A 25,852-nucleotide genomic window follows, 5' to 3' on the forward strand; every position below is an offset into this window, starting at 1 on the left:
ATTGTGTCCAAGTAGGTCCCGACGACCCCGCACGGATACCCTGGACACACCGGCGAACCGCCGCCTACCCGGCCTCGAGCGGGCCCAGACCAGGAGATTCCCATCAGCAGTTTCGCCGACAAGACCTTCACCCCGCCGGCGCAGATCAGGAATTTCTGCATCATCGCTCACATCGACCACGGCAAGTCGACGCTGGCGGACCGGATGCTTCAACTCACCGGCGTCGTCGATGAGCGGTCGATGCGCGCCCAGTATCTCGACCGGATGGACATCGAGCGGGAGCGCGGGATCACCATCAAGGCGCAGAACGTGCGGCTGCCCTGGAAGGTCGGGGACGAACAGTACGTCCTACACCTGATCGACACCCCCGGTCACGTCGACTTCACCTACGAGGTGTCGCGCGCGCTGGAGGCGTGCGAGGGCGCCATCCTGCTGGTCGACGCGGCCCAGGGCATCGAGGCGCAGACCCTGGCCAACCTCTACCTGGCGCTCGACCGCGACCTGACGATCATCCCGGTGCTCAACAAGATCGACCTGCCGGCCGCCGACCCGGACCGCTACGCCGGCGAGATCGCCCACATCATCGGCTGCGAGCCCAGCGACGTGCTGCGCGTGTCCGGCAAGACCGGCGAGGGGGTACCCGAGCTGCTCGACGAGGTCGTCCGCCAGGTGCCGTCGCCGCGGGGAGACGCCGACGCTCCCACGCGCGCAATGATCTTCGACTCGGTCTACGACATCTATCGGGGCGTGGTGACCTACGTCCGGGTGGTCGACGGCAAGATCACCCCGCGGGAGCGCATCGCGATGATGTCGACGGGCGCCACCCACGAATTGCTCGAGGTCGGCATCGTCTCGCCCGAACCCAAGCCCAGCGAGGGCCTGGGCGTGGGGGAGGTGGGCTACCTGATCACCGGCGTCAAGGACGTCCGCCAGTCCAAGGTCGGCGACACCGTGACGACCGCCCGGCACGGCGCGACCGAGGCGCTGACGGGCTACCGCGAGCCCAAGCCGATGGTGTACTCGGGGCTCTATCCCGTCGACGGCTCCGACTACCCGGACCTGCGCGACGCGCTGGACAAGCTGCAGTTGAACGACGCGGCCCTGACCTACGAGCCGGAGACGTCGGTGGCGCTGGGCTTCGGATTCCGCTGCGGCTTTTTGGGCCTGCTGCACATGGAGATCACCCGTGAGCGCCTGGAGCGCGAGTTCGACCTGGACCTGATCTCCACCTCGCCCAACGTCGTCTATCGGGTCGTAAAGGAGGGCCGGGGCGAGGAGGTCGCTGAAATGCGGGTGACCAACCCCTCGGACTGGCCGGACGGCAAGATCCGCACGGTGTACGAGCCCGTGGTGAAGACGACCATCATCGCGCCCAGCGAGTTCATCGGCACGATCATGGAGCTGTGCCAGTCCCGGCGCGGGGAGCTCGGGGGCATGGATTATCTGTCGCCCGAAAGGGTGGAACTGCGCTACACCATGCCGCTCGGCGAGATCATCTTCGACTTCTTCGATTCCCTGAAGTCGCGCACCCGCGGCTACGCCAGCCTCGACTACGAGGAGGCCGGCGAGCAAGAGGCCGAACTGGTCAAGGTCGACATCCTGCTGCAAGGCGAGGCCGTCGACGCGTTCAGCGCGATCGTGCACAAGGACTCGGCATACGCCTACGGCAACAAGATGGCCACCAAGCTCAAGGAGCTCATCCCGCGCCAGCAGTTCGAGGTGCCGGTGCAGGCGGCGATCGGATCGAAAATCATTGCCCGCGAAAACATCCGGGCGATCCGCAAGGACGTGTTGTCCAAGTGCTACGGCGGTGACATCACCCGCAAACGCAAACTTCTGGAAAAGCAGAAGGAGGGCAAGAAGCGGATGAAGACGATCGGCCGAGTCGAGGTGCCGCAGGAGGCGTTCGTCGCCGCGCTGTCCACCGACGCGGCCGGCGACAAGGGAAAGAAGTAGCCGTGCGCAGAATCGGGTCGGCGACGGCGTTGCTGCTGGCCGCCACGTTGGCGGCGGGCTGCGGCACGGTGGTGGGCGGCACCGCCAAGCCGGCCCCGAATATCAAGCCGCGGCCGCTCTCCGGTGCGACCGTCAAGCAGGTGCTGCTCGACGGGGCCACGCTGTCGCGGATGCTCAACCAGCCCTTCGTCGCCCGCAACCCACCCGAGTTCGGCGGCCCGGAAACGCTCTACCACAAGGACGAGACCGTGTCGCCGGCCGGTTGCCTCGGCGTGACCGCGATGCTGCAGAAGAGCGTGTACCTGTCCGGCCCGCAGCCAGCCGACGTCAAAGACGTTGCCTCGGAGTCGTGGTGGAACAACGGCGAGCCGGCGCAGGTGCTCACCGTGATCGAGGGCGTGGTGACGCTGCCCACGGCCGCGCAGGCCGCCGCGCTCTTCGCGCAGTTCTCGCAGCAGTGGCAGCAGTGCGCGGGCACCACGATGACCGAACAGACCGGCCCCATCAGCACGACGAACGCCATCAGCGACGTCCGGATGGCCGACGCCTCGAATACCGTTGTCGCCGCGACCAATACGGCGACCTCGACGCTGCCCAACATGCCGCCCCTGCGGCCCACGCCCCAGGCGCGAGCGCTCGGGGTTCAGTCCAACTGCCTGGTCGAGGTCGAGGTGGTCTTCTTCGGTGAGCGGCGTTCGTCCGACCCGGGGTCGGGCAACGTCGACACCAGCGCCGTGGACATCGCGCACGCCATGCTGGACAGGGTCAACGCCCTGGGCTGAGCCGGGCGCTGAAAAGAGCCTGAGACCTCGCTGCGGCTGGCCTGTGTTTCCGGCGCGGCGCGGGCCGTCATCGGGAAACGAAGTCTAAAATCAAGGTGAACAAAAGGTTAACGACAACCTCGATGTGGTCGCATGAAACACCGCTCATTCTTGGCCGTCGCGCTGACGATCGCGCTGCTCGTCGGCGGCTGCGCGGCGCACATCGGCGGCAAGGCGATGCCGGCGCCGGGCCTGGCGCCGCGATCGCTCGGCGGGCCGGCCGTCGACCATGTGTTGCTGGGCGATGAAACGCTGTCGCGCATCCTCAAGCAGCCCTTGGACCTCGACCTTCGCTTTCCGCCGCAGTTCGGCGGCCCCGAGGAACTGCAGGACGCCGGAACGGCTCTGCCCGACGGCTGTCTCGGCGTCGCGGCGATGCTGCAGCAGGGCGTCTACGAATCCAGCGATGTCGAAGAGGTCGCGGTCGCGGCGTGGCGGCACGCCACCCGGCCCGCGGATGTGACGGACGTGAAGGAGGGCGTGGTCAGCCTGCCCACCGCCGCCGACGCCGACGCGTTGTTCGCGACGTTTGCTCGGCAATGGCAGCAATGCGATGGCGCGCAGACGTCGTTGCCGGGCGGCATGTTCCGGCTCAAGGGCAAGATCACCGACGTGCAGGTGTTGAATTCCGTTGTGGCGGCCACGGTTTGGGAGGGGTGGCGGTCACCCGACCAGGATTCGGTGTCCATCCCGGCGGGGCGCGCCATCGCGGTGCGGGGCAATTGCCTCATCGAGGTCGAGGTGGACTTCTTCAACTCGGCACGACGGTCGGCGTCGGCGCACGCGCCGGGCGGCATCAACAACAGCGCCGTCGAGATCGCGCGCGCCATGATGGACAGAGTCGGCGCGCTGATCTGACGCGCCGCGTCACATGGGCGCGTTCGCGGGCTGGAAGCCCCCGGTGCTGTCCGCCTCCTCCTCGGCCCGGATGACGTGCACCACGGCGTTGATCAACGCCAGGTGGGTGAACGCCTGCGGGAAGTTGCCCAGGTGCCGCCCGGTGCGCGGCTCGATTTCCTCGGCGTAGAGGTGCAGCGGGCTGGCGTAGGACAGCAGCCGCTCGCACAGCCGCTTGGCCCGGCCCACCTCGCCGATCTCGACCAGCGCCGACACCAGCCAGAACGAGCAGATCGTGAACGTGCCCTCCTCGCCGGACAGCCCGTCGTCGGTCTCCTCGACCCGGTAGCGCAGCACCAGGCCCTCCTCGGTGAGCTCGTTGGCGATCGCCAGCACGGTGTTGCGCACGCGCGGGTCGTCCGGCGGCAGGAACCGGGTCAGCACCACCAGCAGCAGCGAGGCATCCAACGCGTCGCTGCCGTAGCGCTGGGTGAACACGCCGCGCGAGTCCACCCCGTGCTCAAGGATGTCGGCCTTGATCTCCTCGGCGATGGCCCGCCACTGCTGGGCGTAGCTCTTTTCACCCTGCCGCTCGGCGAGCTTGGAGCCGCGGTCGAGCGCCACCCAGCACATCACCTTCGACGACGTGAAGTGCTGCGGTTCGCCGCGCACCTCCCAGATGCCGCGGTCGGGCTCGCGCCAGTGCTTGATCGCCTCTTCCACCTGCTTCTTCAGCACCGGCCACAGCGTCTCCGGGATCTGCTCGCGCGACTTGGCATGCAGGTAGAACGAGTCCAGGATCGAGCCCCAGATGTCGTGCTGGACCTGGTCGTAGGCGCCGTTGCCGATGCGCACCGGGCGCGCGTGGTCGTAGCCGGACAGGTGGTGCAGCTCGTCTTCGACCAGGCTGCGCTCCCCGCCGACGCCGTACATCACCTGCAGCGGGTGCCGCTCGTTGCTGTTGGCACCGGAGACGTCGGCGATGAAGGCGAAGAAGTCGTCGGCCTCGCGGTCCAGGCCCAGGGTGTACAGGCCCCACAACGCGAACGTGGAGTCGCGGACCCAGGCGTAGCGGTAGTCCCAGTTGCGCTCTCCGTGCGGCGTCTCGGGAAGCGACGTGGTGCTGGCCGCCAGCAGCGCGCCGGTGGGTGAGTAGGTCAACCCTTTCAGCGTGAGCGCGCTGCGCTGCAGGTAGGCCCGCCACGGGTGGTCGGGGAAGTTGCCGATGTTGATCCACTGCCGCCAGCACTCGGTGGTCTGCCACATCTTGTCGGCGGCCTCTTCGTAGGTCTGCGGCGCCGGATGCTTCGTCCAGCTCAGGGCGACGAAGATGTCGTCGCCCTCCTTCATCCGGGTGCGGGCGCGCGCCTCCCGGCCCTCCAGCCCGATGCGCAGGTTGGTGGTCAGCCGCAGCGTGGGATGGGCGTCCGGCTGCCTACTGGCGCGGGCGATGGCCTCGCCGTACGCGTTGGCCGAGTACTCCCAGGTGGACCCGACGCGGTGGTAGTCGAACGCCGGCTCGCAGCTCATCATCAGCTCGACGGTGCCGCTGACGCAGCGCACGGTGCGCAGCAGGATGTGCTCGGCGTCCCAGTCCATCGGGGTGCGGCGATGGGTCCGCGACCGCCGCTCGATGTCGTGCCACTTGCCCATCACCAGGGCGTCGCGCACGATCAGCCACCCGGTGTGGGTCTGCCAGGTGGTCTCCATGATCAGGCTGCCCGGCAGGTAGCGGCGGGCCGAGGGCACCGAGACGCCGTACGGGCCGAGCCGGAAATGCCCCGCGCTGCGATCCAGGATCGCGCCGAAGACGCTCGGCGAGTCGGGCCGGGGCACGCACAGCCATTCCACCGATCCCGCGGGCGAGATCAGGCACGTCGTCTCCCAGTCGGACAGGAACGCGTAATCGGCGATCGGCGGAAACGGGTTCCGCAGCGACGCGCTGGCCGTGAGCGGCGCGGGCGCGTTGAAATCGATCGGCGAGGGCAGCACCGCTTCGGGAGCCGTGTCGAACGCTTCCAGCGGGGGCTCCCCGGGAGCACCGTCGGCCGGCTGGTCGGCGGGTTGGGCGTGCAGAACCATCCCGACATCATCGACTGTCAACCTGCCCGGCGTCCAATGTTTGCCACGGGTGTCGGGTTTTGCCCGGTGGCGGCGGCATCGCCCGGGGATCGGGCGCGACGTCGACGTTTTTCCCTCACCGTGACTTTTACGCCGGCCGGGCGGCCGGCGGGCCGCGCCACGTTGGTTTGACGGCGCCGGGGCGAATAGGGTGAGCCGGGTGAGCGCGTTCCTGAATTGGTGGGACGGCAACGAGCTGTGGCTTTCCGGCCTGCCGTTCGTGCTGCAGGCCCTGATCGTGATGCCCGTCGTGCTGGCGGTGGCCTACGTCGCGGCGACCGTGCTCGACGGCCTGCTCGGGCGGGGCATCAAGTTGATGCGCCGGGTCCGGCACGCCGATGAGGCGCCCGGGTAACCCGCATGCCCCGGTCACACGTGACCTTGATTTTGATCACGCTCGTCGTGCTGGTGATCGTCGCGTGGCTGGCGACGCACTGACGAGACGGCCTTGGCGGATCCTGTTAGGCTTCGCGACATGCGTGAGGCGTCCGGTGTTTTCGAATGCGCCGCCTTCGTGCACTGTTGTCGCTGACTCCCAAACCCCGTGCGCGGTCTGGTCTGGAGTCGTGAATTCTCCTGCTTTGCCAAACGCCTTTCCGCCGCAACGGGACCACGATGCAAAGTCCCGCACCGAAAGGCCACCAATGCTCAACGACATCGGCAGCGCCCGCCGCCGGCCGGTTCTCCGGTGCGTCGGCGCGCTGGCGCTGACCGTCGGTGTCGCCGCCGCGTGCGCGGGCGGCCCCAGCGACGTGGTCGGGGGCGGCGGGCCGGGCAACGCGCGCACCAGCATCACCCTGGTCGCCTATTCGGTCCCAGAACCGGGCTGGAGCAAGGTGATTCCCGCGTTCAACGCCTCGGAGGAGGGCAAGGGCGTTCAGGTGATCGCCTCGTACGGCGCCTCCGGTGACCAGTCCCGCGGCGTGGTCGACGGTAAGCCGGCCGACGTGGTGAACTTCTCCGTCGAGCCGGACATCGCGCGATTGGTCAAGGCCGGCAAGGTGTCCAAGGACTGGAACACCGACGCCACCAAGGGGATCCCGTTCGGGTCGGTGGTGACCCTGGTTGTGCGCAAGGGCAATCCGAAGAACATCCGGGACTGGGACGACCTGGTGCGGCCCGGCGTCGAGGTCATCACGCCCAGCCCGCTGAGTTCGGGCTCGGCGAAGTGGAACCTGCTCGCGCCGTACGCCGTCAAGAGCCAGGGCGGGAACAACGCCCAGGCGGGTGTCGACTTCATCAGCAAGCTGGTGCGCGAACACGTCAAACTGCGGCCCGGGTCCGGCCGGGAGGCCACCGACGTCTTCGTCCAGGGCAGTGGCGACGTGTTGATCAGCTACGAGAACGAGGCGATCGCCACCGAGCGGGCCGGCAAGCCCGTCGAGCACGTCAACCCGTCACAGACCTTCAAGATCGAGAACCCGGTGGCGGTGGTGAGCACCAGCTCCCACCTCAATGCCGCCGTCGCCTTCAAGAACTTCCAGTACACCGCCGCGGCGCAAAAGGTGTGGGCGCAGGCCGGGTTCCGGCCCGTCGACCCGGCCGTCGCCGCCGACTTCCGCGACCAGTATCCGGCGCCGGCCAAACTGTGGACCATCGCCGACCTCGGCGGCTGGGGGACAACGGATCCGCAGCTGTTCGACAAGAACACCGGCAGCATCACCAAGATCTACACGCAGGCCACCGGATGACGGCCACTGTCACGCCCGAATACCAGACGCCGGCCGGCGCCTGGCGGCTGCGGGGATCCGGAACGACGTCACTGCGGGTCGGCGTTGCGACGCTGTGGCTTTCGGTGATCGTGCTGCTGCCGCTGGCCGCCATCGCGTGGCAGGCCGCCGCCGGTGGCTGGCACGCCTTCTGGCTCGCGGTCACGTCGAACGCCGCCCTGGAGTCGTTCCGGGTGACGCTGACCATCTCCGCCGGGGTCACGGCCGTCAACGTGGTGTTCGGCCTGCTGATCGCGTGGGTACTGGTGCGCGACGACTTCTTCGGCAAGCGGCTCGTCGACGCGATCATCGACCTCCCCTTCGCGCTGCCGACCATCGTGGCCAGCCTGGTGATGCTGGCCCTGTACGGCAACAACAGCCCGGTCGGGCTGCACCTGCAGCACACCGCGTGGGGTGTGGCGGTGGCGTTGGCCTTCGTCACGCTGCCCTTCGTGGTGCGCGCCGTTCAGCCGGTGCTGCTGGAAATGGACCGGGAGACCGAGGAGGCGGCGGCGTCGCTGGGCGCCAGCGGTCCGAAGGTCTTCACCTCGGTCATGCTGCCGTCCCTCACGCCCGCCCTGCTATCCGGTGCGGGGCTGGCGTTCTCGCGAGCGATCGGCGAGTTCGGCTCGGTGGTGCTGATCGGCGGCGCCGTCCCCGGCAAGACCGAGGTGTCGTCGCAGTGGATACGGACGCTGATCGAAAACGACGACCGCACCGGTGCCGCCGCGATATCCATTGTGCTGCTGGCGATCTCCTTTTTCGTGCTGCTCGTCTTGCGGATCGTGGGCGGGCGGGCCGCCAAGCGTCAGGAACTCGCCGCATGACGTCCTCGTCCCGGGTTCGCTATCTGATCCGATTCGTAGCGCTGGGCTACATCTTCGTGTTACTCGTTGTTCCGGTGACGCTAATCCTGTGGCGGACCTTCCGGCCCGGCCTCGGCCAGTTCTTCGACTGGGTGAGCACGCCGGCGGCCATCTCGGCGCTGAATCTGACGCTGCTGGTGGTGGCGATCGTGGTGCCGCTCAACGTGGTGTTCGGCATTCCGACCGCACTTGTGCTGGCGCGCAACCGTTTCCGCGGCAAGGGGGTGCTGCAGGCGGTCATCGACCTGCCGTTCGCGGTGTCGCCCGTCATCGTGGGTGTGGCGTTGATCCTGCTGTGGGGGGCGGGCGGCGCCTTCGGCTTCGTCGAACGCGACCTCGGGTTGAAGATCATCTTCGGGCTGCCCGGGATCGTGTTGGCCAGCATCTTCGTCACCCTGCCGTTCGTGGTGCGCGAGGTGGAGCCGGTGCTGCACGAGCTGGGCACCGACCAGGAGGAGGCGGCAGCCACCCTCGGGTCGGGCTGGTGGCAGACGTTCTGGCGCATCACGTTGCCGTCGATTCGGTGGGGCTTGACCTACGGCGTCGTGCTCACCGTGGCGCGCACCCTCGGCGAATTCGGCGCGGTGATCATCGTGTCGTCCAACCTGCCCGGCAAGTCGCAGACCCTGACGTTGCTCGTCGCCGACCGCTACAACCGCGGGGCGGAGTACGGCGCCTACGCGCTGTCCACGCTGCTGATGGGGGTGGCCGTGTTGGTCCTGATCTTCCAGCTGGTTCTCGACGCCCGCCGGGCGCGAGCGACCAGGTAAGCGCGACAAGGAGACTCGTGATGACCGACAGCCGAGTTGAGCGCGGTGACAACGCGATCATCGTGCACGACGCGTACAAACAGTACGGCGACTTCGTCGCGCTGGACCACGTGGACTTCGTGGTGCCCAAGGGCTCGCTGACGGCGTTGCTGGGGCCCAGCGGTTCGGGCAAGTCGACGCTGCTGCGGGCCATCGCCGGCCTGGACCAGCCTGACAGCGGAACCGTCACGATCAACGGCCGCGACGTCACCGGGGTGCCGCCCCAGCGCCGCGGCATCGGGTTTGTGTTTCAGCACTACGCCGCCTTCAAGCACCTGACCGTTCGGGACAACGTCGCCTACGGGTTGCGGATTCGCAAGCGCCCCAAGGCCGAGATCAAGGAGAAGGTCGACAACCTGCTGGAGGTGGTGGGGCTGAGCGGATTTCAAACCCGCTATCCCAACCAGCTTTCCGGCGGGCAGCGACAGCGCATGGCGCTGGCCCGGGCGCTGGCCGTGGACCCGCAGGTGCTGCTGCTCGACGAGCCGTTCGGGGCGCTGGACGCCAAGGTGCGCGAGGATCTGCGGGCGTGGCTGCGGCGCCTGCACGACGAGGTGCACGTCACCACGGTGCTGGTCACCCACGACCAGGCCGAGGCGCTCGATGTGGCCGACCGGATCGCGGTGCTGAACAAGGGCCGCATCGAGCAGGTCGGATCGCCCACCGAGGTCTACGACTCCCCGGCGAGCGCGTTCGTGATGTCGTTCTTGGGCGCGGTTTCCGAGCTGAACGGCGCGTTGGTGCGCCCGCACGACATCCGCGTCGGCCGCAAGCCCGACATGGCCGTCGCCGGCGGGGACGGCACCGCGGAATCCATCGGCGTGGTGCGCGCGACGGTGGACCGGGTGGTCGCGCTGGGGTTCGAGGTGCGCGTCGAGATGACCAGCGCGGCCACCGGCGGCGCCTTCACCGCGCAGATCACCCGCGGCGACGCCGAGGCGCTGGCCCTGCGCGACGGCGACACCGTCTACGTGCGGGCGACCCGCGTGCCACCGCTGCCCAGCGACGTCGCGATCCCGGCCGGCGGGGGCGCCGACGAGGACCGCAGCACGCTGACGTCCGCGTGAGCTCGGGCTAGGCGGTGTCGCCCATCACCGCACCCTCCCGGCGGGGATCGGCGCCGCCGGTCCACTGAGCCGAGCTGCGGGTGATCGCCGAAAGCCCGCTGGACTGGTCGGTCAGATTCACCTGATGCCCCAGCGCGCGCAGGCCCTGCACCAGGGGATCGTGGTCGCCGTTGTCGGACCGGTTGATCTCCGGATCCTCGCCGCCGACGTTGGTTTGCGGCGAGTTGTCCGCACCGAAGTCGACCAGGGACACCGCCTGCTGCGGGTTCAGCCCCCAATCCAGCATCGCGACAAGGGTTTTCACGACATACTGGATGATTGTCGAACCGCCGGGTGAGCCCGTCACCGCGTACAGCGGGCCGCGCCCCGCCGGCGCGGCGTCGAACACCAGCGTGGGCGCCATCGAGCTGCGGGGCCGCTTTCCGGGTTGGACGCGGTTGGCCACCGGCGACCCGTCGGCCGCGTTGGGGTTGGCGGCGAAGTCGGTGAGCTGGTTGTTGAGCACGAAGCCGTCGGCCATGTGAAACGAGCCGAACGGCGACTCGACGGTCGTCGTGAACGCGGCCGCGTTGCCGTAGGAATCGATGATGCTGACGTGGCTGGTGCCGTGCTCTTGCCCGGGCGGCGCGCCGCCGGGCAGGCCGAAGTCACCGGGCTTGGCGGTTCCCATGCTGTGCTGCGGCGAGATCAGCGCGGCGCGCCCGGCCAGATAGCCCGGGTCGATCAGCGTGGCGAGCGATCCGCCGGGCGGCGCGACGAAATCGGCGTCGGCGACGTACTTGTCACGGTCGGCGTAGGCCAGCCGCTCGGCCTCGGAGACCAGGTGAACGCCCATCACGCTGGGGCGGCCGCCGTTGAGGTCGATCTGGGTGGGCGGATAGTCGGCCATGGGGAAGCGCTCGAGGATTCCCAGCGTGGCCGCCACCGCGACGCCGCCCGACGACGGGGCGGGCATGCCGCAGACCTGCCGGCCGCGATACGTGGTGCACAGCGGGTCACGCTTCTTGGCGACGTAGCTCGCCAGGTCCTCGTTGGTCATCAGGCTCGGGGTGCGCCCGCCGGAGGTGTCGCCGGCTTCGGCGAGGATGTCCCGGGCGATGTCGCCGGTGTAGAAGGGGGTGACGCCGGAGGAAGCGATGGCGGACAAGGTCTTTGAGTAGGCGGGGTTGGTCAGCCGGGTGCCGGCGGCCTTCGGGCCGCCGTCCGGGTTCAGGAAGTATGCGCGCGCGTGCGGGTCGACCCGCAGCTGTGCCGCCGAGTCGACGATGGCGGCGGCCAGCCTGGGGCTGATGTCGAAGCCGTTGTCGGCCAACGCGATTGCCGGGCTGAAGAGATCGCGCCACGGCGTGCGGCCGTGCTCGTTGTGCACGAGTTCGAGCATCCGCGGAATGCCCGGGACCCCGATCGATCGGCCCGAGGCGCGCGCGTCGGGGACGGGTGCCCCGCGGTCGGTGTCGCTTAGCCAGCGCAGGTAGTTCTCGGTGGCGGCCGCGGGGGCGGTTTCGCGGCCGTCGTAGGCCTGCACCGTGCCGGCGCCCGCGTCGTAGTACACCGCGAATCCGCCGCCGCCCAGGCCCGACGACTGCGGCTCGACCAGGCCCAGGACCGCCTGGGCCACCACCATCGCGTCGGCCGCGGTGCCGCCGTCACGCAGCACCCGGCAGGCCGCCTGCGTGGACAGCGGATTGGCGGTGGCCACCGCGTAGTGCGCCGTGCGCACCACCGTCATGTCGCTGCGATACCCGGTCGCGGCCTCGGGACTGGCCGAGAGGTTTCTCGACGACGATAGACCGGGGCCGGCCTGCGACGTGGGCGCGCCGTTGGGCACGATTTCGCACGGACCCGCCGCGTGGGGCGGGGGCGGGTGGTTGCCGCCACACCCCGCCAGCCCCACCGCCAGCGCGGCCAGCAGCGCTTCAATTCGCCGGGGCGTGTTCAAGACACGCAGTTTACTGGCAACTCCAGCGAATCAGGCGGCGATGCGGCCGGCGGAAGACGCCAGCGCCTGGTCGAAGCGGTCCAGCACCGTCTCGGCGACCAAGCGGTGCGCGCCCAGGGGTTCCGCCAGCTCGATGCCGGCGTCGTCGGCGAACTCGCGCACGCGGTCCGGCAGCAGGCCGGGCGCCAGGAACCACGGAGCGATGACCACCCGCCGCGCGCCCTGCCGGCGCAGCCGACCGGCGGCCTCGGCCAGCGACGGTTCCGGACGGGTCACGAACGCCGTCGTCGCGCCCGCCCAACTCGTGCGCGCCAGCAGCTGGGGCGCCACCTGCCGGGTGCGCGCGTTGGCGCGCGGGTCGGAGGAACCGATCGCCGCCACCAGCACGCCGACCCGGTCGTCGTGGCGGGAGACGCCGAGGTCCGTAACCCGTTGCCGCAGCAGCGAAACCAGCCGCGGATCCTCGCCGAGCACGCGAGCCAGCGCAACTTCGGCACCCGACCGGGCGATCTGGGTCGGGATGTCGACGCGCGCGTGGTAGGCGTTCGCCAACAGCAACGGGGTGACCACCGCGCCGCCCGGCAGGTCGCGCAGCACGTCGGCCAGGCTGGGCGTGTTCAGCTCGCAGAAGGCCGGCCGCACGTCCAGGCCGGGCCGCATGCGCGCGAGGTCGCCGGCGACGGCCCGGGCGTTGGCCGCCGACCGTGGATCCTTGCTTCCGTGCGCGGTCAGCACCAAGGTCATGGCGCCGCTCCTCCTCATCGCTTCCCTCTGCATCGTCGCCGGCGCGGCGCGGTCACGACGCGTGCAACCCGCATTCCGTCTTGGCGTGCCCCTGCCAGCGCCCGCTGCGCGGGTCGGCGCCCTCGGCCGGCTTGGCGGTGCAGGGCGCGCAGCCGATCGACGGATAGCCGTCGTAGACAAGGGGATTGACCAGCACGTCGTGCTCGTCGATGTAGTTCTGCATGTCCTCGTCGGTCCACGCCGCCAGCGGGTTGACCTTCACCAGCTTGTAGCCCTCGTCGAAGCTGACCAGCGGGGCGTTCGCGCGAGTCGGTGAGTCGCTACGGCGCAGCCCGGTGACCCACGCCGAGTAGCCGCGCAGCGCCTTGCCGAGCGGGGCGACCTTGCGCAGCCGGCAGCACTCGCCGGGGTCACGCGCGAAGAGGTCCTTGCCCAGCAGCCTGTCCTGCTCGGCCACGGTGTGCTCGGGCGTGACGTTGACCACCCGGATGTCGTAGACGGACTCGATGGCGTCGCGGGTGCCGATGGTCTCCACGAAGTGGTAGCCGGTGTCCAGGAACATCACCGGCACTCCGGGCCGCACCTTCGCGGCCAGGTCGATCAGCACGGCCTCCTGCATGCTGGACGCCACCACGTAGTTGCAGGTCGCCCAGCCCCGGGGGCCGTTGATGCCGCCGAAGTGGTCGTCGGTCCAGCGCAGCAGGTCGGTGGCGCTGGCGCCCTCGAGCTCCGCCGCGCCACGGGCGGCCAGCTCACGCAGGTCGGCCTCCGTGGGGCTGGTCGTTTCTATGCTCATCGCAAGTCGCCTTCCTCGGCGCGAACGACCCACTGCGCGAATCGTTCGCCGTCGCTCCGGTGCTTGATGAAGTTGCGCACTACCCGATCGATGTAGTCACCCAGCTCGTCGCTGGTGACCTTGTGCTGACGCAGTTTTCGGCCGAAACCGCTGTCCAGGCCGAGGCTGCCGCCCAGGTGCACCTGGAAGCCCTCGACCGAGCCGCCGTGACCGTCGTCGACCATCTGGCCCTTGAACCCGATGTCGGCGACCTGAATTCGCGCGCACGAGTTGGGGCAGCCGTTGATGTTGACCGTGATCGGCACGTTCAGCCGGGAGTTGAGGTCCTCGAGCCGACGCTCCAGCTCGGGCACCAATTCCTGTGCCCTGCCCCGCGTTTCGGCGAAAGACAACTTACAGAACTCGATCCCCGTGCAGGCCATCAGGTTTCGGCGCCACTGCGACGGGCGCGCCTGCAGACCCAGCGCCTCCACGCCGGCGATCAGCTCGTCGAGCTTGTCGTCGGGCACGTCGAGGATGATCAGCTTCTGGTACGGCGTGAACCGGATCCGGTTCGAGCCGGCGCGCTCGGCCAGGTCGGCCACCGTCGACAGGATGGTGCCGGACACGCGTCCCGCGATCGGGGCGACCCCGACGGAGTTGAGCCCGTTCTTGAGCCGCTGCACCCCGACGTGGTCGATCGGATGCTTGACGGGCTCGGGGGCCGGGCCGTCGATCAGCCGGCGCTTGAGGTACTCGGTCTCGAGGACCTCGCGGAACTTTTCGATGCCCCAGTCCTTGATCAGGAACTTCAGCCGCGCCTTGGACCGCAGGCGCCGGTAGCCGTAGTCGCGGAAGATCGAGGTCACCGCCGCCCACACCTCGGGCACCTCGTCCAGCGGAACCCAGGCGCCGACGCGCTGGGCGAGCATCGGGTTGGTGGACAGGCCCCCGCCGACCCAGAGGTCCAGGCCGGGGCCGTGCTCCGGGTGGTTGACGCCGATGAAGGCGATGTCGTTGATCTCGTGCGCGACGTCCTGCAGGCCGGAGATCGCGGTCTTGTACTTGCGGGGCAGGTCGGCGAAGTCCGGCTTGCCGATGTAGCGACGCACGATCTCGTCGATCGCCCAGGTGGGGTCGAGCACCTCGTCGAGGGACTCGCCGGCGAGGGGCGAGCCCAGGATCACGCGCGGGCAGTCGCCGCACGCCTCGGCGGTCTGCAGCCCGACCTCGTCGAGCCGCCGCCAGATCTCGGGGACGTTGCCCACCTCGATCCAGTGCATCTGCACGTTCTGCCGGTCGGAGATGTCGGCGGTGTCCCGGCCGAACTCGGTCGAGATCTGGCCCACCGTGCGCAGCGCGGCCGTCGACAGCGCGCCGCCGTCGCAGCGCACTCGCATCATGAAGTACTTGGCCTCGAGCAACTCGGCGTTCTCGTCGCCGGTGTAGGACCCGTCGTAACCCTGTTCACGCTGGGTGTACAGGCCCCACCAGCGGAAGCGGCCACGCAGGTCGCTCTTGTCGATGCTGTCGAATCCGCCCTGCGCGTAGATGTTCTCGATGCGGTCCCGCACCTCGAGCGGCGCGCCGGCCTGCTTCATCTCTTCGTTGGGGTTGAGGGCCTCGCGATTTCCCAGCGCCCACTGGCCCTCGTTGCGGGACTTCGCGGGAGGGGCTGTTGTCATTGCGGGGTTCTCCTTCACGGATCTCAAGGGCGTCAGACAGCGCAGTTCACCGATTTATTCCGGCGGCGCAGATCCGGCAGCCAGCTGGAGGTACAGGTGGGGGCGGGTCTACGAGATCAAGGCAGACAGCAACAGCTGCAAACGCGCTTGAGATCAATGTGCCGCCGCGCCACGAGGGCGATGCGCAAGGTGCGGTTGGCGGTCACGGAGGCCATTCTGCCATGGCCCGTGCCGGGGGTTGCGAGCAGGTCATATTTTTCCTCACGCTGACCCAAAGTAGGTGGCGACCCTGGGCGCCCGGGCACACCGAGCCGCCAATCACCTGGGAACCGGGCGGGCCCCGCCTGGAACGCGCTTATGGGCGGTGACCAGCGGCGATCTGCGCGCCGGCGCGGACGCCGCACGGCTCGGCCGGGCCGCCGTGGGAGGATTTGGCATGCCACTTCGCGAGGCCGCGGGCGACCTGCCCGCCGTGCAGCCGACCCCCGGCCGGCCCTTCGGGCTCTACGTCCACGTCCCGTTCTGCTTCACGCGGTGCGGTTATTGCGACTTCAACACCTATACCCCGGCCGAACTGGGCGGCGTCAACCCCGACGCGTGGATGGAGGCGCTCGGGGCGGAGCTTCGGCTGGCGGCCGCCCGGCTGGACGGACCGACCGTGAGCACGGTGTTCGTCGGCGGCGGGACGCCGTCGCTGCTGGGTGGCGAGCGGATCGCCCGGCTGCTGGGCATGGTGCGCGACCACTTCGTCCTGGCACCCGACGCCGAGATCACCACCGAGGCCAACCCGGAGTCGGCCTGGCCGGACTTCTTCGCGGCGACCCGCGCCGCCGGCTACACGCGGGTGTCGCTGGGCATGCAGTCGGTGTCCCCGCGGGTGCTCGGGGTCCTCGACCGGATACACACGCCGAACCGGTCGGCGGCCGCGGCCCGCGAGGCGCTGGCCGAGGGCTTCGAACACGTCAGCCTCGACCTGATCTACGGCACGCCGGGGGAGTCCGACGACGACCTGCTGAGCTCCGTCGACACCGCGGTCAGCACCGGCGTCGACCACGTGTCGGCCTACGCCCTGGTCGTGGAGGAGGGCACCGCGCTGGCCCGGCGGGTCCGGCGCGGGGAGCTGTCCGCGCCGGACGACGACGTGCTGGCGCACCGCTACGAGCTGGTCGACGCCCGGCTGTCCGAGGCCGGCTTGAACTGGTATGAGGTGTCCAACTGGAGCCGGCCCGGCGGCGAATGCCGGCACAACCTCGGCTACTGGAACGGCGGCCAGTGGTGGGGTGCGGGGCCGGGGGCCCACGGATACGTCGGCGCGACGCGCTGGTGGAACGTCAAGCACCCCAACAACTATGCCGAACTGCTGGCAGGTGGCACACTTCCAGTCTCGGGTTTCGAGCAGCTCGACGGCGACGCGCTGCACACCGAGGAGGTGCTGTTGAAAACCCGGTTGAGACAAGGACTTCCGCTGGACCGGCTGGGCGACGCCGAACGTCAGAACGCGCAGACCGCCGTGGCCGACGGGCTGCTGGTGGCCGAGGGTGAGCGGCTGGTGCTCACGCCGCGCGGCCGGCTGCTGGCCGACGGGGTGGTGCGCACGCTGCTCGGATGAGTTCCTACACGCCCGGGAACCAATGCGCGACAAGGCGATTGAACTCGATGTAGAGCGGAATCCCGATGGTCACGTTGTAGGAGAACGTCAAGCCCAGCGACGCGGCCAGCGGCAGCGTCGGGCTGGCCTCGGGGATCGCCAGCCGCTGCACCGCGGGGACCGTGATGTAGGACGCCGCGCCGCACAGCACCGCGAACAGCACGTAGGTGCCGGGCTGGAAGTGGGTGTCGGTCAGGTCGGCGTAGGTGTAGGCGGCCAGGATCCCCAGCGCCGCAAACAAGTTGGGCGCCAGCAGGCCGAAGAGGATGAAACCCCGCCCGGCGAGCTTGAGGTCGTGCAATTTGCGCGACGCCGTCATGCCCATCTCGAGCAGGAACAGGCACAGCACACCCTGAAACGCCGCGACGAAGAGTTCGTTCTGGTCGTGAACGACCTTTTGGCCCTGCAGCGCACTGACGAAACCGATGACGATGCCGCCGACCAAAAGGATGAGACCCGGGTTGAGAAAGACCTCCTGGAGGAGCTCGCGGGAGAAGATCGGCATCCGCTTGGCCTTGCCCCGGGGCGGGCTCTGATCGGGCTCCCAGTTGGGATGCTCCAGTTTTTCCAGCGAGAGTTCCAGCGCCTGCTCGGCGCCGTCCTCGGAGCTGAGCGTCTCACCGGGCAGGGGCCGCGCCGCGGTGCCCGGGCCGACCCCGACCCGAACCGGCGCGACGTAGCCGGGCTCGTCCGGCATATAGCCCGATTCGTTGAGACCGCGGTGGCGCAGCCGCATCACCAGGTACAGCGCGACCAGGCAGCCCGGAATCTCCATGATGGCCAGCAACACCGGCATGTACGCGTTGAACGCGATGCCCACGCCCGACAGGACCGCCACGCAGGTGGCGAAGGTTCCCGCGGAGTCCGAGCCGTAATAGCCGGCGACCGTCGCCCGGTCGACTCGGCGCATGGCCGTCGTGTATTTCAGCACCACATACGCCAGGACCCCGATGACGAAGTTCAGCGCGAAACCCATCAGCGCGAAGCCGGCGATGTTGTCGATGTCGGCGGGCTGGATTTTGGCGAGTTCTTCGCCGCCCTGCCAGCCGATCGACACCAGCAGGTACATGGTCAAACCCTGATAGATCACGTACGGAAATTCGAACCGCACCTTCATGATCGGAATGAGAAAACCGAAGTAGAAGAACAACAACAGCGGCTTGAACAGATTGTGGGTGAAGTTCTCCCAGAACTCATGCAGCATTAGCGCCTCCGACGATCAATTCGGCGGTGCGGCAAGCAGCAGCCAACGCCGTGGAGTCCACAAACATCATTAGTACCTTGGGGACTCATGGGGCTTGAGTCAATCGAGTGAAGGCCTCTTTACGAATCGTTAACAGTGCGTAACGCGTTCGCACTCAAACCCCGCGGCAACGCGCGCGTGCTTGTTTGTGCGCGGCAAACGCCCTTGCGAGCGATCCGGCTCGTCGAGCCTTTAGGTGAACCAGTGCCCGATCAGGCGGTTGATCTCGATGTAGAGCGGGATTCCGATGGTGACGTTGTAGGAGAACGTCAAGCCCAGCGATGCCGCCAGCGGCAGGGTGGGGCTGGCCTCGGGGATCGCCAGCCGTTGCACCGCCGGCACGGCGATGTACGAGGCCGCGCCGCACAGCACCGCGAACAGCACGTAGGTCCCCGGCTTGAAGTCGCTGTGGGTGAGGTAGGCGTAGGAATGGGCGACCAAGATCCCAAGCGGGGCAAAGATATTCGGCGCAAGCAAACCGAAGAAGATGAAACCGGGTCCGGCCGATCGCAGGTCCCGCAGCTTGCGCGACGCCGTCATGCCCATTTCGAGCAGGAACAGACACAGGACGCCTTGGAACGCCAGGACGAAGAACTTGTCGTCGTCCGCTACGACCTTCTGCCCCTGCAGCCCACTGATGAGGCCGATCAGGATGCCGCCCATCAGAAGGACGAGCCCCGGGTTGAGGAAAACCTCCTGCAACAGCTCGCGGGAGAAGATCGGCATCCGCTTGGGCTTACCGATGGCCGGGGTTTGATCCGGCTCCCAGTTCGGGTGCTCGAGTTTTTCCATCGAGAGCTCGAGCTCCGCCTCGACTCCGCGGTCGTGCTCGTCCGCGAGGCTCTGCCCGTGCGGGGGTTGCGCGGCGGTGCCGGGGCCGATGCCGACCCTGACCGGCGCAACATAGCCGGGCTCGTCGGGCATGTACCCGGCTTCGCTCAGGCCGCGGTGTCGCAGCCGCGCGACCAGGTACAGAGCCACCAGGCAGCCGGGGATCTCCATGACGGCCAGCATCACGGGCATGTAGGCGTTGAACGCCATGCCGATCGCCGTCAACACGGCCACGCAGGTGGCGAAGGTGCCGGCGGAGTCGGACCCGTAGTAGCCGGCGACCGTCGCCTTGTCGATTCGTCGCATCGAACTCATGCGGCCGAGCAGCAGGTACGCCAGCCCCCCGATCACGAAGTTCAGCACGAAGCCCAGGACCACAAAACCCGTGATGGTCCCTATCTCCTCGGGCTTGATCTTGGCGAGCTCCTCGCCGCCGTGCCAGCCGATGGCCAGCAGCAGGTACATCGTCAGGCCCTGATAGATCACATACGGGAACTCGAACCGCACCTTCAGGATCGGGATCAAAAAGCCGAAGTAAAAGAACAGCAGGAGTGGCTTGAACAGGTTGTGGGTGAAGTTGTGCCAGAACTCTTGCAGCATTGGGGTGCCTCTCTTTTTGAAGCGGTGATCAGGGGAAGCACCGTGCACAACCGGGGCAACCACGCCATCCCGAAACCGGTGCAAAACTTAACCCCGCCGATAGGGGTGCGCCACTCGGACACAGCGCGAAAGGCCCATGTTTTACACAGCCGTATCGAAAGAGCGGATTTTCCCTAAAGCCTATGGTCACAGCGCCGCTGGTCGGACGGTGTGTGTTGGGCTTGACGTGAATCCACTGTGACTTTTCTGGTGATTCGCTGTGTGGGAGCGGCACGGGCGTGGCGAGACCGGTCCCGCGGTGCGAGGGGAGGGGTTGCGCGGAGTTAGATAGGTTAGGCTACATTTACTAACCGTGACCGAGGTCAGCGTCGAGACGAGTCCCGCAGGCTCCACGTCACCGCCGATTCCGTTGCCCCCCGACGTCCATCCGGCCGATTTGGCCGCCGCGCTGGCCGGCGCGCTGCCGGAGCGCCTCGGCGAGGAGTACCTGCTCTACGAGCAAGGCGGGCAATGGGTACTGGCCAGCGGTGTGCGGGCGATGGTCGAGCTGGACAGCGACGAGCTGCGGGTGATCCGCGACGGCGTCATCCAGAGGCAACCATGGTCCGGGCGGCCCGGCCCGGTCCTGGCCGAAGCGATCGACCGGCTGCTGCTCGAAACCGACCAGCTTTTCGGCTGGGTCACCTTCGAATTCGGCGTCCACCGCTACGGGTTGCAGGAGCGGCTGACGCCCCGCACACCCCTGGCGCGGGTGTTTTGGCCCCGCACCCGCATCGAGGTGACCCGCGAGGCGGTTCGCGTCCACGGCGCCGACGCCGGCCACACCGAGGCGGTGCTCGGCTTGGTGGGCGACGGCGTGGGCGGCTTGCCCGACGCCCGCGCGGTCGACGTGAGCGCCGACCCGTCCTGCTACCGCGACCGGGTGGCCGCGGCCGTCCGGGAGATCGCGACCGGCCGCTACCACAAGGTGATCCTGTCCCGTTGCGTCGCAGTCCCTTTCGCGCTGGACTTCCCCGCCACCTACCGGCTGGGCCGGCGGCACAACACCCCGGTGCGGTCGTTCTTGTTGCGGCTCGGCGGGATTCGCGCCCTCGGCTACAGCCCCGAACTCGTGGCGGCCGTGCGCCGCGACGGCGCCGTGGTGACCGAGCCGCTGGCCGGCACACGCGCGCTCGGCCGCGGTGCGGCGCGTGATCGCCAGGCCCGCGAAGACCTGGAATCGAACTCCAAAGAGATTGTCGAGCACGCTATTTCGGTGCGCAGCTCGTTGCAGGAGATCACCGAGATCGCCGAACCCGGAACCGCGGTGGTCAGCGACTTCATGACGGTGCGGGAGCGGGGGAGCGTGCAGCACCTGGGTTCCACGGTCACCGCGCGACTGGACCCGTCGAGCGACCGGATGGACGCGCTGGAAGCGCTCTTTCCGGCCGTCACGGCCTCGGGCATCCCGAAGGCCGCCGCCGTCGAGGCCATCCTGCGCCTCGATGAAGGCCCGCGCGGGCTGTATTCGGGTGCGGTCGTGATGTTTTCGGCGGACGGCGGCCTCGATGCGGCGCTAACGCTGCGGGCGGCCTACGAATGCGACGGCAAGACGTGGTTGCGGGCCGGTGCCGGGATCATCGAAGAGTCCGCGCCCGAGCGCGAATTCGAGGAGACCTGCGAAAAGCTGTCGACGCTCGCGCCGTACCTGATCGCCCGGCCCTAGCGCCCGGGGGTTTCGCCGAGACCGACGCCGGCGCGAAGAAGTGCGAGTGGGCTGCACGCTGGCGTCGATCTCGCCGCGGCAGCAGGCCCGTCGCCCGGCCCGTAAGGACTTTTGGCCCTAGTCGACCCTCTCCCCGGCGTGCCATCTTGATGTAACTGCATGACACAGGTACTGATAGACACAGATAACTGGGAGGGCCCCGTGTCCGACAGCTTGACCAACCTGCAGCTACTCCAGGAACTCGAGCCCGTGGTCGAGCAGCTGCTCAACCGCCACCTCTCGTTGTTCAAGGAATGGAACCCGCACGACTACGTCCCGTGGTCGGACGGCAAGAACTTCTACGGCCTGGACGGGCAGGACTGGGAGCCGGGACAGAGCCGGCTTTCCGACGTCGCACAGGTCGCGATGGTGCAAAACCTGCTGACCGAGGACAACCTGCCGTCGTATCACCGCGAGATCGCGATGAACTTCACCATGGACGGCCCGTGGGGCCAGTGGGTGAATCGGTGGACCGCCGAGGAGAACCGGCACAGCACGGCGCTGCGCGACTACCTGGTGGTCACCCGCGCGGTCGACCCGGTCGAGCTGGAGAAGCTGCGGATGGAGCAAATGACGCGAGGGTTCAGCCCGGGCCAGAACCACCAGGGGAACATGTTCGCTGACAGCTTGTTCGACTCGGTGATGTACGTGTCGTTTCAGGAATTGGCCACCCGCGTCGCGCACCGCAACACCGGCAGGGCCGCCGACGACACCATCGCCGAGCAGTTGATGGCGCGGGTGTCGCACGACGAGAACCTGCACATGATCTTCTACCGCGACGTCAGCGCCGCGGGCCTGGACATCGCGCCCAATCAGGCGATGAGGTCGGTGCACCGAATCCTGCGCAACTTCAAGATGCCCGGCTTCACCGTGCCGGAGTTTCGGCGCAAGGCCGTGATCATCGCCGTCGGCGGTGTCTACGACCCGCGCATCCATCTCGACGAGGTCGTCATGCCGGTGCTCAAGAAGTGGCGCATCTTCGAACGCGAGGACTTCACCGGCGAGGCCGCCCGGATGCGCGACGACCTCGCCGTGCTGATCAAGGAACTCGAAGTGGCCAGCGACAAATTCGACGAATCCAAGCAGCGCTACCTCGAGCGGGAGGCCCGCAAGGCGGAGCGGATCACCGCCAGCCGGGTGCTCAAAACCGAAGGGACGCTGACGCTCAGCGGACGGTAGGCGCTCGGCCGGGTAACGGTTCGGGCACGTTTCGGTCGTCGCCCCGACACGTCATGCCGCGCCGCGCTTCTCGTCATCGAGAATGCGGGCATGACGCAAACGCGGGGGCCCTACGTTGGCGCGTGAGATCTCCCGCCACACGTTTCTGCGGCGCGCCGCCGGCGCGTTGGCCGCCGGCGCCGTTTTGGGGACGGGCCGGATCGGGCCGGGCCGGGCCGCCGCCGCCCCGGCCGCGTCCGGCTGGGACGGCCTTTCCAGCGTCCTGGGCGGCAAAGTGCTGTTGCCGGGCAGCCCCCAATTCGGCTCGGCCAAGCAGGTTTTCAACACCAACTACAACGGCTTCACGCCGGCGGCGATCGTCACCCCGACGTCGGCGGCGGACGTGCAGAAGGCGATGGCGTTTGCCGCCGCCAACAACCTCAAGGTCGCACCGCGCAGCGGCGGGCACTCCTACATCGGCGCGTCCACGGCCAACGGGGCCATGGTGTTCGACCTGCGTCAGCTGCCGGGGGAAGTCAATTACGACGCGGCCACCGGCCAGATCACAGTGACGCCGGCGACGACCCTGTACGCGATGCATCAGGCGCTGGCCGCCGCCGGCCGGGGCATCCCGACGGGCACCTGCCCGTCGGTCGGTGCCGCGGGCCACGCCCTGGGCGGCGGGTTGGGCGCCCAGTCCCGGCACGCGGGCCTGCTGTGCGACCAGTTGACGTCGGCGTCGGTGGTGCTGCCCGGCGGCCAGGCGGTCACGGCCTCCGCCGCCAGCAACCCGGACCTGTTCTGGGCGCTGCGCGGGGGCGGTGGCGGCAACTTCGGCGTGACGACCTCGCTGACCTTCGCCACTTTTCCGACCAGTGACGTCGACGTGGTCAACCTGAACTTCCCGCCGCAGTCGTTCGCCCAGGTGTTGCTCGGTTGGCAGGGCTGGCTGCGCACCGCCGACCGAAACAGCTGGGCACTGGCCGACGCCACCGTCGACGCGATGGGCACGCACTGCCGGATCATGGCGACCTGCCCGGCGGGGTCGGGCCCCAGCGTGGCGAACGCGATCACCTCGGCCGTCGGACTGCAACCGAGCGGGACCGAGAACCACACGTTCAATTACATGGATCTGGTGCGGTATCTGGCGGTCGGGAACCTCAACCCGGCGCCGCTCGGCTACGTCGGCGGCTCCGACGTGTTCACGACGCTCACCCCGGCCGCGGCCCAGGGAATCGCCTCCGCGGTCGACGCCTTTCCCCGGAGCGCGGGGCGCATGTTGGCGATCATGCACGCCCTCGACGGGGCGCTGGCGACCGTGGCGCCGGGGGCCACGGCGTTTCCGTGGCGCCGGCAGGCGTCGCTGGTGCAGTGGTACGTCGAAACGGGTGATCCCGCGGCGGCCACCAACTGGCTCAGCACCGCACACCAAGCGGTGCAACCGTATTCGGTGGGCGGCTACGTGAACTACATCGAGGCCAACCAGCCGCCATCGCGCTACTTCGGCCCCAACCTGTCCCGGCTCAGCGCCGTGCGGCAGAAGTACGACCCCGGCCGGGTGATGTTCTCCGGGCTGAACTTCTAGCCGCCTGTCGCGTGCTGCGCGGGCAGGACGCGTGTCCTAGACTTTTCAGCCGTGCACGAGGCGCAAGGCGTTGCCGGTGAGGCGGCGGGCCGTCGTCAATCGGTTCGATGGTGACTCAGGTCGCCGAGCGCGCCGACGGCGGGCAGCCCTCGCCGTTGCGCAATAGCCTGTACCGCAACCTGTTCATCGCGCAGTTCGTGTCCAACATCGGGACCTGGATGCAAAGCGTGGCGGCCCAATGGTTCTTGGTCGAGGAGCACGGCAGCGCCACCGTCGTGTCGCTGGTCCAGACGGCCAGCCTGGGCCCGACGCTGCTGCTCGGACTGTTCGCCGGGGTGCTGGCAGACCTGTTCGACCGGCGACGGCTGCTGATCTTCCTGCAGTCGTATGCGGTGGTGGTGGCGCTGGCCCTGGCGGCGCTGACCTACGCCGGGCACCTCACCCCGACGTCGCTGTTGCTGTTCACCGTGGCCATCGGCTGCGCGTCAGCGCTGACCGCACCGGCCTGGCAGGCGATTCAGCCCGAGGTCGTCCCGCGCGAGCAGATCCCCGCCGCCGCCACATTGTCCAGCGTCTCGGTGAATGTCGGCCAGGGGGTGGGACCCGCGATCGGCGGCGTCGCCGTGGCGCTGGCCGGCCCCGCCGCCGTCTTCGCGATCAACGCGGTCTCGTTTGCCGGGATCATCGTTGTCCTGCGGCGCTGGCGGCGGCCGAAGCAAGTCGCCCCCATCGAGCGGGAACGCATCAGCCAGGCCATCGGCACCGGGCTGCAATACGTCGCCCACAGCCCGATCTTTCTCAGAATCCTGTTGCGCGCCAGCCTCTTCCTTTTTCCCGCGTCCGCCCTGCTGGCCCTGTTGCCCGTCGCCGCCGACCATCGGTGGCACCTGGGCGCCAGCGGCTACGGCCTGACGCTCGGGGCCATCGGCCTGGGCGCGACGCTGGCGGTGAAGATCGCCACACCGCTGCGCAGGAAGGTGTCGGCCAACCCGATCCTGGCCGCCTGCGCCGCCGGCTACGGACTGGCACCGGCGGCGGTCGCCTGGCTGCCGTTCGCGGCGGCGATGCCCGTGCTGGTGTTGGCCGGGATGTGCTGGCTGATCACCCTGTCGACGTTGAACGCCGCGGCGCAGCTGCACTTGCCGCAATGGGTTCGGGCGCGCGGGTTGTCGGTGTACCTGCTGGTCTTCACAGGTTCGATGGCGATCGGCTCGTACTGCTGGGGCGTCATCGCCACGGAGGCGGGGCTCGAGATCGCGCTGACCTGCTCGGCGGCGCTGCTCGCCGTGGCCGCCCTCAGCGTCACCGTGCTGCCGCTGCGGGCGGCCACCGGGCTGCTGAGCCGCGACATTTCCACGTGCTGGACGTCGCCGATGCTCATGTTCGAGCCGCGCCCCAACGACGGGCCGGTGCTGGTGACCGTGCAATACCGAGTGTCGGCCGAAAACCTCAAGGGCTTCGTCGAGGCGATGAGCGCCGTCAGGCTTTCACGCCTGCGCACGGGTGGCCACAGTTGGCGGTTGTACCGCAGCACCAAGAGCCCCCAGCTCATGCTGGAGAGGTTCACCGTGGCATCGTGGGCCGAGTTTGAGCGCCAGCACACCGAGCGTTGGTTGAGTTCCGACCACGATGCCGCCGCGAAGGCGGTGAGCTACACCGTCGACAACGCCCGAGTGCACGATTACTACCTCGCGGTGCGGGTGCAGCACTGACG

20 protein-coding genes and 1 pseudogene are annotated in these 25,852 nt (G+C 68.6%); 13 read left to right on the plus strand and 8 right to left on the minus strand.

The genetic code is table 11. The annotated features are described in order from the left end of the window. The 3 genes and pseudogenes from lepA (at position 1) to AWB89_RS04715 (ending at position 3,635) form a co-directional block, all read left to right on the plus strand. Positions 1 to 1,956: pseudogene (gene lepA, locus AWB89_RS04705) on the plus strand (translation elongation factor 4). A 2-nt stretch (positions 1,957 to 1,958) separates the two neighbouring features. Continuing rightward, on the plus strand, positions 1,959 to 2,738 hold the full coding sequence (locus AWB89_RS04710) for a sensor domain-containing protein (RefSeq protein WP_085171919.1): 780 nt from the start codon (positions 1,959 to 1,961) through the stop codon (positions 2,736 to 2,738). A 132-nt stretch (positions 2,739 to 2,870) separates the two neighbouring features. Beyond that, positions 2,871 to 3,635 carry a sensor domain-containing protein gene (locus AWB89_RS04715; RefSeq protein ID WP_193791358.1) on the plus strand — a complete coding sequence of 255 codons (765 nt, stop codon included), beginning with the start codon at positions 2,871 to 2,873 and terminating at the stop codon, positions 3,633 to 3,635. Between the two features lie 9 nt (positions 3,636 to 3,644). On the opposite strand, the gene AWB89_RS04720 is transcribed toward AWB89_RS04715, so the two are convergent. Next, positions 3,645 to 5,696 carry a glycoside hydrolase family 15 protein gene (locus tag AWB89_RS04720; protein ID WP_085094510.1) on the minus strand — a complete coding sequence of 684 codons (2,052 nt, stop codon included), beginning with the start codon at positions 5,694 to 5,696 and terminating at the stop codon, positions 3,645 to 3,647. A gap of 199 nt (positions 5,697 to 5,895) precedes the next feature. Between AWB89_RS04720 and AWB89_RS04725 the strand changes: the two genes are divergently transcribed. From AWB89_RS04725 to AWB89_RS04745, 5 genes are all read left to right on the plus strand, one after another. Then, positions 5,896 to 6,090, plus strand: a complete 195-nt coding sequence (locus AWB89_RS04725; RefSeq protein ID WP_066960619.1) for a hypothetical protein — start codon at positions 5,896 to 5,898, stop codon at positions 6,088 to 6,090. A gap of 289 nt (positions 6,091 to 6,379) precedes the next feature. Next, complete coding sequence (locus AWB89_RS04730; RefSeq protein ID WP_085094512.1) at positions 6,380 to 7,426, plus strand: sulfate ABC transporter substrate-binding protein; 1,047 nt, start codon at positions 6,380 to 6,382, stop codon at positions 7,424 to 7,426. Continuing rightward, positions 7,423 to 8,271 (plus strand): sulfate ABC transporter permease subunit CysT, encoded by an 849-nt coding sequence (gene cysT / locus AWB89_RS04735; protein ID WP_085094514.1) that lies wholly within the window; start codon positions 7,423 to 7,425, stop codon positions 8,269 to 8,271. The genes AWB89_RS04730 and cysT overlap by 4 nt, the downstream gene beginning before the upstream one ends. Next, positions 8,268 to 9,080 (plus strand): sulfate ABC transporter permease subunit CysW, encoded by an 813-nt coding sequence (gene cysW, locus AWB89_RS04740; protein WP_085094516.1) that lies wholly within the window; start codon positions 8,268 to 8,270, stop codon positions 9,078 to 9,080. The genes cysT and cysW overlap by 4 nt, the downstream gene beginning before the upstream one ends. A 20-nt stretch (positions 9,081 to 9,100) precedes the next feature. Then, positions 9,101 to 10,186: a sulfate/molybdate ABC transporter ATP-binding protein gene (locus AWB89_RS04745; protein ID WP_085171921.1), complete on the plus strand. Its 1,086-nt coding sequence runs from the start codon at positions 9,101 to 9,103 to the stop codon at positions 10,184 to 10,186. Positions 10,187 to 10,193: 7 nt separating this feature from the next. Here AWB89_RS04745 and AWB89_RS04750 read toward each other — a convergent pair whose 3' ends face one another. The 5 genes from AWB89_RS04750 to AWB89_RS28425 all read right to left on the minus strand — a co-directional run bounded on the left by AWB89_RS04750 (position 10,194) and on the right by AWB89_RS28425 (position 15,544). Next, a complete protein-coding gene (locus tag AWB89_RS04750; protein ID WP_142282440.1) occupies positions 10,194 to 12,125 on the minus strand; it encodes a gamma-glutamyltransferase family protein in 1,932 nt (643 codons plus the stop codon). Positions 12,126 to 12,155: 30 nt separating this feature from the next. After that, positions 12,156 to 12,902, minus strand: coding sequence for a sirohydrochlorin chelatase (locus AWB89_RS04755; RefSeq protein WP_085171923.1), 747 nt, complete (start codon positions 12,900 to 12,902; stop codon positions 12,156 to 12,158). Positions 12,903 to 12,921: 19 nt separating this feature from the next. Then, positions 12,922 to 13,665: a phosphoadenylyl-sulfate reductase gene (locus AWB89_RS04760; RefSeq protein ID WP_085104226.1), complete on the minus strand. Its 744-nt coding sequence runs from the start codon at positions 13,663 to 13,665 to the stop codon at positions 12,922 to 12,924. Beyond that, positions 13,662 to 15,329: a nitrite/sulfite reductase gene (locus AWB89_RS04765; protein ID WP_085104224.1), complete on the minus strand. Its 1,668-nt coding sequence runs from the start codon at positions 15,327 to 15,329 to the stop codon at positions 13,662 to 13,664. Before AWB89_RS04765 ends, AWB89_RS04760 begins: the two co-directional genes overlap by 4 nt. 116 nt (positions 15,330 to 15,445) lie before the next feature. Then, a complete protein-coding gene (locus AWB89_RS28425) occupies positions 15,446 to 15,544 on the minus strand; it encodes an Ms4527A family Cys-rich leader peptide (RefSeq protein ID WP_372515287.1) in 99 nt (32 codons plus the stop codon). Positions 15,545 to 15,765: 221 nt separating this feature from the next. Between AWB89_RS28425 and hemW the strand changes: the two genes are divergently transcribed. Further along, the gene (gene hemW / locus AWB89_RS04770) at positions 15,766 to 16,938 is read left to right on the plus strand and encodes a radical SAM family heme chaperone HemW (protein WP_085104241.1); all 1,173 of its coding nucleotides are present in this window, start codon (positions 15,766 to 15,768) and stop codon (positions 16,936 to 16,938) included. A gap of 4 nt (positions 16,939 to 16,942) precedes the next feature. Here the strand turns inward: hemW and AWB89_RS04775 are convergent, their stop codons facing one another. Beyond that, positions 16,943 to 18,181 (minus strand): sodium-dependent bicarbonate transport family permease, encoded by a 1,239-nt coding sequence (locus AWB89_RS04775; RefSeq protein WP_085171925.1) that lies wholly within the window; start codon positions 18,179 to 18,181, stop codon positions 16,943 to 16,945. A gap of 231 nt (positions 18,182 to 18,412) precedes the next feature. Beyond that, complete coding sequence (locus tag AWB89_RS04780) at positions 18,413 to 19,651, minus strand: sodium-dependent bicarbonate transport family permease (protein ID WP_085104220.1); 1,239 nt, start codon at positions 19,649 to 19,651, stop codon at positions 18,413 to 18,415. A 352-nt stretch (positions 19,652 to 20,003) separates the two neighbouring features. Between AWB89_RS04780 and AWB89_RS04785 the strand changes: the two genes are divergently transcribed. From AWB89_RS04785 to AWB89_RS04800, 4 genes are all read left to right on the plus strand, one after another. After that, complete coding sequence (locus AWB89_RS04785; RefSeq protein ID WP_085171927.1) at positions 20,004 to 21,356, plus strand: salicylate synthase; 1,353 nt, start codon at positions 20,004 to 20,006, stop codon at positions 21,354 to 21,356. A 201-nt stretch (positions 21,357 to 21,557) separates the two neighbouring features. After that, complete coding sequence (locus AWB89_RS04790) at positions 21,558 to 22,574, plus strand: acyl-ACP desaturase (RefSeq protein WP_085171929.1); 1,017 nt, start codon at positions 21,558 to 21,560, stop codon at positions 22,572 to 22,574. A 115-nt stretch (positions 22,575 to 22,689) separates the two neighbouring features. Further along, entirely contained in the window at positions 22,690 to 24,138 is a 1,449-nt protein-coding gene (locus AWB89_RS04795) for an FAD-binding oxidoreductase (RefSeq protein WP_085171932.1), read from the plus strand. A 107-nt stretch (positions 24,139 to 24,245) separates the two neighbouring features. After that, a complete protein-coding gene (locus AWB89_RS04800; RefSeq protein WP_085171934.1) occupies positions 24,246 to 25,850 on the plus strand; it encodes an MFS transporter in 1,605 nt (534 codons plus the stop codon). Positions 25,851 to 25,852: the final 2 nt, after the last annotated feature.

This window comes from Mycobacterium paraense (assembly GCF_002101815.1).
Lineage (GTDB): Bacteria > Actinomycetota > Actinomycetes > Mycobacteriales > Mycobacteriaceae > Mycobacterium > Mycobacterium paraense.